At 61.2% G+C, this 13251-nt stretch carries 16 protein-coding genes; 15 read left to right on the forward strand and 1 reads right to left on the reverse strand.

Features of this window, described 5'->3' with window-relative positions:
- Window positions 1-5: 5 nt before the first annotated feature.
- From NTCA1_RS16920 to NTCA1_RS16965, 10 genes are all read left to right on the forward strand, one after another.
- Window positions 6-746, forward strand: coding sequence for an alpha/beta fold hydrolase (locus tag NTCA1_RS16920; RefSeq protein ID WP_133085043.1), 741 nt, complete (start codon window positions 6-8; stop codon window positions 744-746).
- Between the two features lie 20 nt (window positions 747-766).
- Window positions 767-1519 (forward strand): SDR family oxidoreductase, encoded by a 753-nt coding sequence (locus NTCA1_RS16925; RefSeq protein ID WP_236549401.1) that lies wholly within the window; start codon window positions 767-769, stop codon window positions 1517-1519.
- Between the two features lies 1 nt (window position 1520).
- Complete coding sequence (locus NTCA1_RS16930) at window positions 1521-2075, forward strand: NADPH-dependent FMN reductase (RefSeq protein ID WP_133085041.1); 555 nt, start codon at window positions 1521-1523, stop codon at window positions 2073-2075.
- Window positions 2076-2138: 63 nt separating this feature from the next.
- A complete protein-coding gene (locus NTCA1_RS16935; protein WP_133085040.1) occupies window positions 2139-3302 on the forward strand; it encodes an acyl-CoA dehydrogenase family protein in 1164 nt (387 codons plus the stop codon).
- Between the two features lie 11 nt (window positions 3303-3313).
- Window positions 3314-3772, forward strand: coding sequence for a hypothetical protein (locus tag NTCA1_RS16940; RefSeq protein WP_133085039.1), 459 nt, complete (start codon window positions 3314-3316; stop codon window positions 3770-3772).
- Complete coding sequence (locus tag NTCA1_RS16945) at window positions 3769-4158, forward strand: MaoC/PaaZ C-terminal domain-containing protein (protein WP_133085038.1); 390 nt, start codon at window positions 3769-3771, stop codon at window positions 4156-4158. Before NTCA1_RS16940 ends, NTCA1_RS16945 begins: the two co-directional genes overlap by 4 nt.
- Before the next feature lie 21 nt (window positions 4159-4179).
- Complete coding sequence (locus tag NTCA1_RS16950; protein ID WP_236549402.1) at window positions 4180-4734, forward strand: VOC family protein; 555 nt, start codon at window positions 4180-4182, stop codon at window positions 4732-4734.
- A 15-nt stretch (window positions 4735-4749) separates the two neighbouring features.
- Window positions 4750-5589, forward strand: coding sequence for an alpha/beta fold hydrolase (locus NTCA1_RS16955; protein WP_133085037.1), 840 nt, complete (start codon window positions 4750-4752; stop codon window positions 5587-5589).
- Window positions 5586-6338 (forward strand): SDR family NAD(P)-dependent oxidoreductase, encoded by a 753-nt coding sequence (locus NTCA1_RS16960; protein ID WP_133085036.1) that lies wholly within the window; start codon window positions 5586-5588, stop codon window positions 6336-6338. Before NTCA1_RS16955 ends, NTCA1_RS16960 begins: the two co-directional genes overlap by 4 nt.
- Window positions 6339-6353: 15 nt before the next feature.
- Complete coding sequence (locus NTCA1_RS16965; RefSeq protein WP_159831191.1) at window positions 6354-7274, forward strand: alpha/beta fold hydrolase; 921 nt, start codon at window positions 6354-6356, stop codon at window positions 7272-7274.
- Window positions 7275-7442: 168 nt separating this feature from the next.
- Here NTCA1_RS16965 and NTCA1_RS16970 read toward each other — a convergent pair whose 3' ends face one another.
- Window positions 7443-7967, reverse strand: a complete 525-nt coding sequence (locus NTCA1_RS16970; protein ID WP_133085034.1) for an ester cyclase — start codon at window positions 7965-7967, stop codon at window positions 7443-7445.
- 148 nt (window positions 7968-8115) lie between these two features.
- Between NTCA1_RS16970 and NTCA1_RS16975 the strand changes: the two genes are divergently transcribed.
- The 5 genes from NTCA1_RS16975 (at window position 8116) to NTCA1_RS16995 (ending at window position 13250) form a co-directional block, all read left to right on the forward strand.
- Window positions 8116-8571: a nuclear transport factor 2 family protein gene (locus NTCA1_RS16975; RefSeq protein WP_133085033.1), complete on the forward strand. Its 456-nt coding sequence runs from the start codon at window positions 8116-8118 to the stop codon at window positions 8569-8571.
- Between the two features lie 40 nt (window positions 8572-8611).
- Complete coding sequence (locus tag NTCA1_RS16980) at window positions 8612-10948, forward strand: membrane-bound PQQ-dependent dehydrogenase, glucose/quinate/shikimate family (RefSeq protein ID WP_133085032.1); 2337 nt, start codon at window positions 8612-8614, stop codon at window positions 10946-10948.
- A 117-nt stretch (window positions 10949-11065) separates the two neighbouring features.
- A complete protein-coding gene (locus NTCA1_RS16985; protein WP_133085031.1) occupies window positions 11066-11503 on the forward strand; it encodes a nuclear transport factor 2 family protein in 438 nt (145 codons plus the stop codon).
- Window positions 11503-12519, forward strand: a complete 1017-nt coding sequence (locus NTCA1_RS16990; RefSeq protein ID WP_236549403.1) for an NADP-dependent oxidoreductase — start codon at window positions 11503-11505, stop codon at window positions 12517-12519. Before NTCA1_RS16985 ends, NTCA1_RS16990 begins: the two co-directional genes overlap by 1 nt.
- A 5-nt stretch (window positions 12520-12524) precedes the next feature.
- A complete protein-coding gene (locus tag NTCA1_RS16995) occupies window positions 12525-13250 on the forward strand; it encodes an SDR family oxidoreductase (RefSeq protein WP_133085029.1) in 726 nt (241 codons plus the stop codon).
- The last annotated feature ends 1 nt before the right edge of the window (window position 13251 follow it).

Here is a 13251-nt window from a genome sequence, read left to right on the forward strand (position 1 = left end):
TTGCCATGACCACATTCGTTCTTCTTCACGGCGGCGGCATGGGCGGCTGGACCTGGAAATACGTCCGGGAGATTCTCGAAGCGCACGGGCACAAGGTCTACACACCGACCTTTACCGGCTTTGGCGAGCGCAGCCATCTCATCGGCCGCGATGTGGGCAACGAGACCCACGTGCGCGACATCGTCAACGTCTTCAAATTCGAAGATCTGCATGACGTCGTGCTGGTAGCGCACAGCTATGCAGGCACCGTGGCGCCGGGTATCATAGCAGAGGTGGGCGACCGCATCGCCAGCATCATCTACCTCGACGCCATTATCGCCCATTCGGGCGAGCGCATCGCCTCGCTGATGGGTTATGTACCCGAGGAACAAGTCGCACAGCTCGATGCATTGCTTGAAGCCGGCGAGGGACCGATCGGTTCGGGCGTCGACGAGATGCAGCGTGCGGCTGCCAAGGAGCATCCGCACCTCATGGATCCCGCACGGGAAAAGTGGCTGCTCGACAACCTTTCTGACCAGCCAATGAAGGCGACAGCGGGCGCCATCGCCAAGGGCAGCGAAACCATCGCAAGACCGGTGGACTATATCGCCGCCGCCGTGACCGTAATGACGGCGATGCACGAGCGCGCGCGCGCGCTCGGCTGGAACATTCACGAACATCCCGGCGACCATGCTCTGCTGGTGGGCGATCCCGAAGGCACCACCGGCCTGATCCTTAAAATCGCCGGATTGAAGGTAGACGCATGAACCCCGCAGAACTGTTCTCGGTGAAGGACCGCATCGCCGTCGTGACGGGCGGCTCCGGCGGCATTGGGCGCCATATAGCGACCGGCTTCGCGGCCGCCGGCGCCAAGGTCTATATCTGCGCGCGGACCGAGGCCAAAGTGCTCGATGCCGCCCGGGAAATCAGCACCTCGACCGGGGGTCAATGCATCGGGCTAACCGCTGATGTCTCATCCCTGGAGGGAGTGGACGCTCTCGTCGCCCGCGTGAGTGAAGCCGAGAATGCGCTTCATATCCTGGTCAACAATGCCGGTGCGATGGCCGAGGCGCCTATCGACGATTACAGCGAGCAGGACTGGGACCAGGTCATGGATCTCAACCTGAAGGCACCGTTCTTCCTGCTTCAGAAATTTCTCCCTCTACTGCGCGCCGGCGGGACAAAGGAACGGCCGGCATCCCTCATCAACATCGGCTCGGTAGGCGCTCTCAAGGTCGGTCCCAAGGAGAACTACGCCTACCAGGCATCCAAAGGTGCGATCCACTGGCTGGCGAAGGGTCTCGCCAAACGACTGGGCCGCGATAACATCACGGCCAATGTCATCGCGCCCGGCTTCTTCGAGACGGAGATGACCGTCATCACGTCCGACGAGATGAGAAAAATGGTCGAAGGCATGGTGCCGCGCGGGCGCACCGGTACTGCGGAAGACCTGGCGGGCGCCGCCATCTATCTGGCCTCTCGCGCCGGAGCCTACGTGACAGGATCGGTCATTCCGGTCGAAGGTGGATTGTCGATCTGATATGACTCAGCCCCATTTCATCGCCATCGGCGGCACCATGCGCGCCATGTCATCGACCGAACGCGCCCTGCGTAAAGCGCTAGCAATCGCGCAGGAGCGCGGCGCACGCACTACCATCCTTTCGGGCGAAGACATCAATTTCCCCCCGTATGCACCGGAAAATCAGGAGCGCTCCGACGCAGCACGGCGTTATATTGAACTGCTTCGGACCGCCGATGGCATCATCATCGGTTCGCCGGGCTATCACGGTGCGATATCGGGCTTCGTCAAGAACGCGCTCGATTATGTCGAGGATACGAACCGGGACAGTCGCTGCTACTTCGACGGCCTGCCGGTCGGCGCAATCGCCACGGCTGCTGGCTGGCAGGCTGCGGTTGGAACGCTCCAGCAGCTTCGCAGCATAACCCATGCCCTGCGCGGTTGGCCCACACCTCTCGGGGTTGCGATCAACACGGTCGGAACCGAGGGCGATCCCATCGAACAGGCGCCCGTCACCAGCCAGCTTACCATGATGGTAGACCAGATGTTTCGCTTCCACGCAGGGCCGACCCTATAGGACGATAGGTTCTGAGCGCACCGGATGGGTGCCAATTGGGAGCGCAAGAGAACAGGAAGTACAATGGATTTTTCGCTCACCGACGAGCAGCAGGCCTTTCGTGACGTGGTGCGCCGCTGGGTCGACGCAGAAGCCCCGAAGGACTGGATGCGCACGCTCGAAGCCGACGAGGAAAACTACCCTTACGCGCTTTGGGACAAGCTGGCAGAGCAAGGCTTTTTCGGCATCGGCATCCCGGAAGAATATGACGGGCTTGGCGGCGACGTCATGATGCAGATGATCTTCGCCCGCGAGTTCGCCCGCACGGCAGGGGGGTTGCTCTGGGTGTGGGGCCTTACCTCGTTCGGAGGCGCCAAGACGATCGGTGCGGTGGGAACCGAAGAGCAGAAGAATCGCTGGCTGAGGCCGATGGCGCAGGGCAAGCTTCGCGTCTCGCTGTCGATGACCGAACCCGATGGCGGGACCGATGTCCTGGGCGCGATGAAGACTTACGCGGACAAGGTCGAGGGCGGCTGGAGGTTGAAGGGGGCCAAGATGTGGACGACGGCCGCCAAGGCGGCTGACCGGCTTCTTGTCCTCGCCCGGACGGATCGCAATGTCGAAAAGAAGCATCACGGCCTCACGATGTTCTTCGTCGATGCCAAATCTCCCGGCATTACCTGCTCGCTACTGCCCAAGCTTGGCATGCGGGCGATGGGTTCGTGCGAAGTCCATTACGACGATGTCTTCGTCCCGGATGAGGACGTGCTCGGGGAACCGGGGCAGGCGTGGTACGCAATGCTGCCGACGCTCAACAACGAGCGTATCATGGTCGGCGCGCAGTGCCTCGGTGCGATAGACGGCGTACTTGAAGACGCCCTCGACTACATGAAGCAGCGCAAGGCGTTCGGGGGCATCATCGGCCGCTTTCAGATCCTTCAACACTACGTTGCGGATATCGCCACCTGGCAAAAAACGACCGAATTGCTGCTCAACAACGTCGCATGGATGCAAGCCAACGGCATGCCCTGCGGTGTCGAGGCGAACATGCTCAAGATGGTCGCCACTGAAAATGCAGTAAAAGCGGCCGATCTAGGCATCCAGATCCTGGGCGGCATGGGCTATTCCGCAGAGACGGACATGCAACGCTACTGGCGGGATCATCGGATCCTGAGAATGACGCCAATCAGCAACGAGATGGTTCGCAACACCATTGCCGAAAGCCTCGGGCTGCCCCGCTCTTTCTGAAGGAAATGGCCATGAGCGATCTCGACGATCTGCCCCCTGCCCCGAACGCTGCCGGCACGTCTCTGGACGGCAGGGCGATCTTCACGATCAGTGCCGAGAAAAACGCTGCGCTGTGCCGGTCGACCGGCATCGAGCCGGCGCCTGACGGCACTGCGCATCCGATCTACTACTACATCGCGACCCAGGTCGCGATGGGCAAGACGGTGGCCGGCGTATGCGAGGCCTGCGAATTCGACGTCGAGGACGGTCCGATGATGGGCTCGAGCGGCGTAACGTTCGACGCCCCTCTGAAGGTGGGCGAAAGCTACAGGGTCACCGGCGAAATCCTCGATCTCGTCCGCAAGCGCAGCCGCAAGCTCGGCGTCATGGACGTACTGACCTACCGGCTCCGTTTGCACCTGCTGGACGGCACCAAAGTGCTTGAAACCGACAACGTGTGGGTACTGCCCCGCAAGGAGTTTGCGGCATGACATACGACGTTGGAGACGAACTGCCTTCCTTCACCATCGAACGCGTCAGCTCCGATGCAATGAAGCAGTGGGCGGTCTTTCTCGCGGATCCCAATCCGATCCATCTCGACGTCGAAGTCGTAAAGGCGAAGGGCCTGGGCAACCGCGTCATCAACCAGGGGCCAATCAACGTGGCCTACATGATGAACATGCTCATGCGTGCCTTCCCCAACGGCCGGATTTCGAAGATGGATTCGCGCTTTCTGGACAATGTCTATGGCGAGGATCGCGCTGTCGTCACCGGCAAGGTCACGGCGATCGATGGAAGCACGGTCACTTGCGAATTCAAGCTCGACGTGGACGGGCGCGGTACCGTCAATTCCGGCACAGCAACAATAGAAATCTGAAGATTCTCCAGGAGAGAGATTATGCCTAGCGGACCTTTTGCCCACGTTTGCATGGTCGTACGCGACCTCGACACCGCCATCGAGAACTGGACCAAGATCCTGCGCGTTCTCGACCCTGCATCGCTGGAAGAGCGTATCGTCAAGTACGACGAATTCTCGAGCGGTGCGGATGCAGGCATGCGGTGGGCCACTTTCGTCAACAATGGCGGAACCGAAATCCAGTTCATCCAGCCCTCTCCGGGAACGCCAATGGGCGACCGCCTCGAAAAGGTCGGCGAGCACGTGCATCACTTCTGCTTTGCTACGGACGACGTACCGGACGCGATGGAGAAGTTGGCCGCAGAAGGCATTCAGGTGCTTGGCGGCGGCAAGACCTACAACGACCCGGACATGACCTGGCAGAAATGGAGCTGGGTGGGCCCGAAAAGCTCCCATGGCTGCCTTATCGAGGTCGCCTCGCCCTACGAGAGCAGGAACGACGGCAAGTGGCACCATGCGCCGGGCAAGTTCGCGTACCGCGGGCCAGGCGAACATCCTTCCTTTGCAGAACTGGTACCCCCGGTCGCGGCAGCGTGATCGGCAGACTTGCGCATGATCACCGCTTCCCAAACTACGTGGCCCGGTGACCATCTCGACATGGTAGCCGATGCCTTCGGCGACCCTGTTGCTCCTGCAGTGTGCTTCTTCCATGGCGGCGGCCAAAGCCGGCGCTCATGGACGCGTTCGGCACGGCGGACAGCGGAGGCCGGCTACTATGCACTTACGTTCGATTTGCGCGGGCATGGCGAGAGCGGCTGGGCGGCCGATGGCGACTATGAGCTGGAAGCCTACGGGCGCGATGTGGAAGCCATCGTCACCCGTCTCTCCAGGCCCGTTGCGCTGGTCGGCGCATCGCGAGGCGGCCAATCGGCACTGGTCGGCGGTTCGCGTCATCCCGATCTCGTCAGGCTCATCATGCTGGCGGACGTGGCGCCGCTGATCGTCGATGACGGCGTGGATGGCATTCGCGATTTCTTTCGCAGCAGCGACGCCGGCTTTGCGACGCTGGATGACGCAGCCGATGCTCTGCATCGCCATTTGGGCCAACCGCGCGTTGCCAATGTATCCGGGCTGGCCAAGTCGATGCGGAAGCAAGACGGCCGGCTGTTCTGGCATTGGGATCCGCGCACAACCGCACCCGAATTCCTGCATCCGCCTTCCGAACGCGCATCCCTGTTTGCAGCGGCCGGCAGGGTGAAATCACCCGTCGTGCTGGTGAAGGCGCAGCTCAGCGAACTTGTCTCGGACGAGAGCGTTCGCCATTTCAAAAGCCTCACACCGCAATTGGAGGTCGAAATCGCCGAGGGTGTCGGTCACATGTTCACCGGCGACCAGAACGATGCCTTCGCAGTTCGACTGCTGCGCCATCTGGCCGAGCATCTGCCTTTATGAACCGGGGAGCCGCAATAGTCATTGGCGGAACCGGCGGCCTCGGAAGCGAGATATGCAGGCAGCTTGCCTCTGACTGGAACGGAGTCGCCATTGGATATCGTTCCAGCCAGGAGCGAGCCCTCGCAGTCGCCGAAACAATGGGCGGAAACGGCGGCACCCTCGCGGTCCGCTGCGACCTTTCTGACAATGCTTCGATCCAGGAGGCCATGCGCAGCACCGTGGAGCGGTTCGGAGCAATCGGGACCGTCGTTTACGCCAGCGGCGTCGAAATTCCGCAGCCATTCGTCAGTCAGATCGTCGAACAGCAATGGCGCGAAGTCATCGAGATCGAACTGATGGGTTTCACCCGCGTGGTTGCCCATGCCCTGCCGCACTTCCGGACGCAGGGCTTCGGCAATTTCGTCGCGGTCGTATCGGTTGCCAATTACTGCTTCCCCCCTGGCGATGCGCTTTCATCGGTTCCCAAAGCCGGTATCGAGGCTCTTTGCCGGGCTGTTGCGAAAGAAGAAGGGCGATACGGCATCAGGGCGAACATGGTCGCACCAGGCATCATCGACGCAGGGCTTGGCGCCGAATTTCTTTCAACTCTCTACACACCGGACATCTGGGAATCCCAGCGCAAGCGGATCGCGCTCCAGAGCTTTGGCAGCGCAGGCGATATCGCCAACGCCGTGGCCTTCCTTGCGTCAGCGCGTGCAGGTTACGTGACGGGTCAGACCCTCATCGTCGACGGTGGCTTCAGCCTCTGAAACAGGATAGCAACCGTGTCCAAATTAACGCTGTCGATACCCGTTGCACCCGCGATCGAATTCGCGCAGCCACTCACGGTTGCCGCTACGCTGGCCCTGCCCGAAACCGTGCCTTCAGATGCTCTCGACCTGCTCGTCTGCCTACATGGCGCATCGTACAGTCGCTGGTACTGGGATGCATGGATTGACGGTCACCCCGGCTACAGCTTCATCGATTACTTCCTCTCCCAGGGAAAGGCCGTCCTCACCCTCGACGCACTGGGAATGGGGGATAGTTCCAAGCCACTCGATGAAGGACTGCTAAATCCCCTGCTCGGCGCGCAGGCGCACCATCAGGCGCTTGCAAACATCCTGTGCCGGATCGACGCTGGAGATTTCGGCGCCGAACTTGCAGCGAAGCGCAAACGGATCAGCGGCATCGGTCACTCCATGGGCGGAATGCTCACGATCATTCAGCAGGCCTCGTTTCGCAGCTTCGATCAGGTTGCGATCCTTGGGTTCACCAATATCAGCCTCGATCTGCCGGACGAAGTGCGTGCAGATCTCGAAAAGCGGGTCGAAGGCAGTGGTTACAGTCAAGCGGATCGGGGTTCGATGCGCGCGAGTTTCCACGCCCCTGACGTGCCTGAAGCCGTCATTGCCGCCGACGATTCCCGCGCCTCGGTCACGCCCAACAGCTACGGCCGCCTGGCGATAGTGCCCGGCGGCGTGGCGGATGAGGCAGCCGCGATCGATGTTCCCGTCTATCTGCATTTCGGGGACATTGACGTCAGTCCGGATCCGCTTCTTGAGCCGTCGTTCTACGGCAAGTCGCGCCGTATCAGCCTGATGCCGCTCGCTGGTTCTGCGCATTGCCATAACTTCGCCTCGACGCGCAGCGACAGCTGGGCGAAACTCAACGGCTGGATCGATGAGATGGCCAAGACGGGCGAATGAGACGCCAGCCGCTACTGGGAAACTCTCAGCGTTAAGGACGCCGATACCCCGAGGCACCCGAGAGCCCCACGTCAAACCCTTGGCGAGCTATGCCGCAAGTCCCGCTCTAAGATTGGGCCTTTTCACACCCCGACCGCCCGACAACGCAGGCGGCCGGGGCGTGCTCGATCACTTGTAGGGATCGACTGGCTGAGGCACATCGATCACTTCGAGGTCCTTCAGCATCGAGAGCACGTCGGAGATCGAATAGATGTGGTCGATCTTGTCGCCGCGGAAACGCAGCCAGGAGAACCACAGGACGTTGAGTTCGTTTCCTGTCGGCTGAACACCCATGTAGGGACCGCCAGTGTGCTTGCCGTAGTGATGGCAGAGCACGCAGACCTCATCGTCGCCGCGACCCCATGCCTTCAAAGTCCGGTAAGTGCTGGGCGGGAACGTCTTGTAGAGGCCCTGCGGCGAGGTCTTCCAGATATGGTAGGTGCCAAGATCCGGCCGGTTCGGATTGTCATACGTCATGGTGTCGGTGTTGAAGAAGGCATCCATGCCGTCCCAATCGCCCCGATTGATGACTTCGTGCAGGTCCATCCATTGCGTGACCATGAAAGCCTGCCGCTCAGTCAGTCCGGCTGTGATTTCGGCCCGCTTCTCCTTGGACAGGACGAAATCGGCTTCAGTGAACGGGGCCAGGCCCATCAGTATTCTCCTTGCTTGATATCTGGCCCGCCCATCGCGCAGGCCGTAGCCCGTCATCCCGATCCCCGCACCTGCTGCCACCTACCCAACGAAAGGCGGCCAGGACGAACGCCCGTGCGATCGCACCATATCGAACGGAGGAGAGGCCATGACCCTGAGCATGCAGGAAATGTCCGACAGGTTTGAACTGCAGGACCTGATCGTGGGATATTGTTATGCCGTGGACAATCGCGATTGGGACGCGCTTGACGAGTACTTCACGCAAGACGCGCTGATAGACTATTCAGAAATGGTGGGCGTGCGCGGCGGACTGACCGAGATCAAGCAATTCCTCGTGGAGGGGCTATCTCCCATTCTCGCCTACCAGCACGCAGTGTCGACCACAAAATACGCTATCGATGGCGATACCGCCCGGACCAAGACGGTATGCTACAATCCGATGACCGTCTCGCAGGGGCAATCGAGCGACACGCTCGTATTTGGCCTCTGGTATATTCACGATTTTATCCGGACCGAGCAGGGCTGGAAGATCAGCCGCCTTTACGAACAGAAATGCTACCGGATCAATGTCCCGGACTGGCTGGCTGAACAACTGCCGTCCTGAGTTCGCGCTCACTTTCCATCCTGAGACCCAAGGCGGTGACATGCGACGCCTATTCAATCATGCTTTCCTGGTGCTGCTGGGCGCAACAGGCGGTACCCTGACAGTCCTTGGCGCCCAGCTCGCCTTGCTGGGTGGATCGCCCTGGTATGTGCTGAGCGGCCTTGTCATGCTTGTCTGCGCAGTTCTGGGATGGCGGAGGGAAGCAAAGTCTGCGCTGCTCTATTGGGTATTTCTCTGTGTGAACTTATGCTGGGCGCTGTGGGAGTGCGGCCTCGATGGCTGGGCACTGGCGCCGCGGATCGCAATGCCGACTGTCATGGGTCTCTACATGCTGACAGGTTGGTACCGCCGGCATGTGGGCCAGCAGGCAGCCCTGCCCGGCGGCCGCCTACTTTGGCCTGGCCTCGCGGTAATCGGGATAGCCGGGATCGGGGCGGCGTTCTGGGCTGACCGCACACCTGCTGCCACAAGCACAGCTTGGGGACCGGCACCAGCAGCTTCGGAAGAAGGTGACTGGATTGCCTACGGCAACGACCGCGGAGGCTCGCGCTATTCACCGCTTGGTCAGATCACACCAGCAAACGTCGGCAATCTGAAACCCGTCTGGAGTTACCATACGGGCAAACTGACAAGCGGCAAGCAGGGCACGGCCTTTCAAACCAATCCCCTCAAGATCGGTGATCGCTTGTTCATTTGCGCGGGCAACAATGATGTAATCGCACTCGACCCTGAAACCGGCCGCCAGCTCTGGCGCCACTCGCCAAGGACAAACCTCGAAGGCGTTTACGGCCTTGTATGCCGCGGCGTGACATATTACCGCGTGCCCGGCGCGACGGGCACCTGCTCAGAACGTATCTATACCGCTACGCTGGATGCTCGGCTTTTGGCGCTCGATGCTGCCACGGGACAGTCCTGCGGCGCCTTCGGACAGAACGGCCAGGTGGATCTCACCAAGGGCCTTGGGTCCGTCGAAAAGGGCTATTACTTCGTCACTTCGCCCCCGGCGCTGGTTCGCGGACGGCTGGTCGTCGGCGGCTGGATCATCGACGGTCAGCGAACGCAGGAGCCTTCGGGCGTCATCCGCGCGTTCGATGCTGTTTCGGGCGAGTTTTCGTGGGCATTCGATATTGGCCGCCCGGACGATCACGGTTCACCGGAACCAGGCGCGACATTCACAAGAGGCACGCCGAATAGCTGGGCTCCGATGAGTTCCGATGAAGCTCTGGGGCTCGTCTATGTGCCAACCGGAAACGCAACGCCTGACTACTTCGGCGGCCACCGCACGGCGCTGGACGATCGCTACTCCAGCGCTGTTGTCGCACTTGACGCCCAGACAGGAGCAGTCCGCTGGTCGTTCCAGACGACACATCACGATCTTTGGGATTACGATGTTGCGGCGCAGCCTACTCTCTTCGACCTGCCCGGCGGCATCCATGGACTTGTACAACCCACAAAACGTGGGCAGATCTTCGTCCTGGACCGCATGACGGGTAAACCCCTACTGCCTGTAATGGAACGCGCTGTTCCCCGCGGAGCGGTCGCCGGTGAGCGACTATCTCCCACCCAGCCCTTTTCCGCCGCGATGCCAAGTTTCGGCGGCCCGGCTCCCACGGAAAAGAGCATGTGGGGGCTCACGCCGATCGATCAGGCATTGTGCCGCATCCGCTTTCGGCAAGCCCGTTTCGAAGGCGAAATGACACCCCTCTCGACAGACCGCTTCACGATTACGTGGCCTGGCTACCTTGGGGGGATCGACTGGGGCGGTGTCTCCGTCGATGTGAGACGCGGCCTCATGATCGTCAACAACAACCAGGTCGCCAACTACAACCGCCTCATTTCCCGAGCGGAGGCGGACCGGCGCGGCATCAAGCCGATGAATGCAGCGCACATGAGCAATGTGGGAGGTCCAGCGGCTCAACAGGGCGTGCCTTACGCCGCGCAAATCGCACCCTTTCTTTCGCCGCTCGCGATCCCGTGTCAGCAGCCGCCCTATGGCAGCATCAACGCCGTCGATCTCAGAACCGGCAAGCTGGTATGGTCCCGTACCTTGGGCTCATCGCGCGACAGCGGGCCGCTGGCTCTGCCTTCGCTCGTACCGATACCTATGGGGGTGCCGAACATTGGCGGGTCTCTAACGACTTCGAGCGGCCTCACCTTCATCGGCGCGACTCAGGAGCACGTATTTCGCGCCCTTGCGACGGAAAGTGGGCAGGTGTTGTGGAAAGCACGGTTGCCAGCCGGCGGCAATGCATCGCCGACCACGTATTGGTCCCGGCCCAGCGGACGCCAATTTGTCGTCATCGCGGCCGGCGGCCATGCAGCCATGCTGTCTGGAACGAGTGACGAATTGATCGCCTATGCTCTGCCGACGAAATGATGGGCCAGATAAATCGTAAAAAATAGGGGCGTGTCCCCGCAAGCTCCTATCCTTGGACGGGCAAGTCGCCCCGATTACGCACTATCGTCGCAAGTAACAAAAACGGGAGGATGGAGCATGCCGACATCAGGCAGCCTGACGAGAACATCGCCTGTCGCGGCCGATGACGAGCGCGCAATCCGCAATCTGCTGCTGCGCTACGCGACCGGCATCGATACCCGGGACTGGCCCTTGTTTCGCTCCTGCTTCGCGAATGACTGCGAAGTGGATTACGGCAGCTTCGGTCAATGGCGCGGACCGCGCGAGATCACCGAGTACATGGAATCCGCGCATCGCAATCTAGGCGCGACGCTTCACCGCATAACCAATATCGTGGTCGAGAGCCGCAATAGCGAGATTCTGGCCCGCAGTTATGTGGACGCTGTGCTGACCGACCCGGCACCGGGAGGCAGCGCGACCAGAGCGGCCGGATTCTATGACGACTGCCTGATCCGCACGGCAGAAGGCTGGCGGATATCCCGCCGGAAATTCACGATGGTCAGAGCGGGTTTTTGATGGCGACGAACCGGCAGGTCAGGTTGCGCTCTCGTCCGGCAGGCATTGCCCAGGCCGAGCATTTCGAAATCCGCAGCGCTCCGGTGGACCGTCCCGGTCCGGGCCAGATACTTGTACAAAATCACTATCTCTCGGTCGAGCCCGCCATGCGCGGCTGGATCGCCGACGTCGGTAACTACGGAGACCAGGTGGCCCTGGGCTCGGTCATGCGCAGCCTCGCCTCAGGCCGTATCATCGAATCGAACCACGAACATTTCCAAGTTGGCGAATACGTCGCAGGATGGTTCGGGTGGCAGGATTTCGCTTGCGTAGCGGCCGATCAAATCCTTCAGAAGACCAGCGAAAAAGAACTTCGCGCATCGCTTGGCATTTTGGGAATAAACGGCGTCACGGCCTATCTGGCCCTCACGCTTGTCGGGCAGCCGCGCGCCGGTGAAACCGTGCTGGTATCCACGGCCGCAGGCGCGGTTGGGTCCGCCGCGGGCCAGATTGCCAATATCCTTGGATGCCGCACGGTGGGTATTGCCGGGGGAGCAGACAAAGTGCGGCGCTGTGTCGAGGAGTTTGGATTCGAGGCTGCGATCGACTACCGCGGCCAGGACGTGGCCGCCACTTTGAGCCGCGTCGCGCCCCAGGGGATCCACGTCTATTTCGACAACGTCGCCGGCCCGATCAGCGACGCGGTAATGCCCCACCTCGCGCTCGGCGGCCGTGTCATCGTCTGCGGAACAGCGTCGCAGGACCGCTGGGCTCCCTGGCCCGATGGTCCGCGCGTGGAACGCCACCTTCTGGTCAAGCGGGCACGAATGGAAGGCTTCGTCGTCTTCGATCACATGGCCCGTTACGCCGCCGCAGTTGCGCAGCTGCGCGAGTGGACCGAGCAGGGCCGCCTGACGTGGCGCGAGGAAATACTCGACGGGATTGAGAGCTGTCCGGATGCCCTTGCGGGCCTTTACCGTGGGGAAAACCACGGCAAGCGGTTGATCCGGCTGAAAGAGACAGGAGCGCACGAGTGACGGTAATGAACGCCCTTGAAGGTAAGGTCGCCATTATAACCGGGGCATCGTCGGGGATAGGCGCGGCCACTGCGCGAGCGCTCGCCGAGGCGGGCGCGAGGACAGTGCTGGTCGCCCGCCGCGCCGAACGCCTTGCCTCACTGGCGGGCGAACTTGGCGAGCATGCCTGTGTCCATTCAGCCGACATGGCGGATCCCGACGCCGCTCGGGCTTTGCACGACTTCGTTCTGGCTAAGTTCGGGCGAGCCGACATTCTGGTCAATAATGCGGGCATTCTTCATGCGGCACCGATCGACGATTTCGATCTCGACCAGTTGCGACCGATGATGGCGCTCAATTACGAAGCGGTCGTTCGCACCAGTACTCTGTTTGCACGGACAATGAAATCGGCAGCCAGAGGCCAGATCATCAATATTTCGAGCATCGGCGCCAACATCGTTGCACCTGGTGTCGGTGTCTACGGCGGCCTGAAGCGAGCACTGGAGGGGTTCACCGATTGTTTGCGGGTCGAATTGGCCGGCACTGGAGTGAAAGTCGGTATCGTTTCGCCGGGCACGACCAGCACGGAAATATTCGAGGACATGAAGTCACGCGGACAGCCGGCCTGGGACAGTTTCATACCGCCGATGCAACCTGAGGATGTTGCGGATGCCGTGCGGTACATGGCGGCTCAGCCCGAGCGCACCAACCTCGCCCGGATTCAAGTGTTTGCCGCCTGTGACACGCATTAAG

It is taken from the genome of Novosphingobium sp. TCA1, from assembly GCF_009811895.1.
Taxonomy (GTDB): Bacteria; Pseudomonadota; Alphaproteobacteria; order Sphingomonadales; family Sphingomonadaceae; genus Novosphingobium; species Novosphingobium panipatense_A.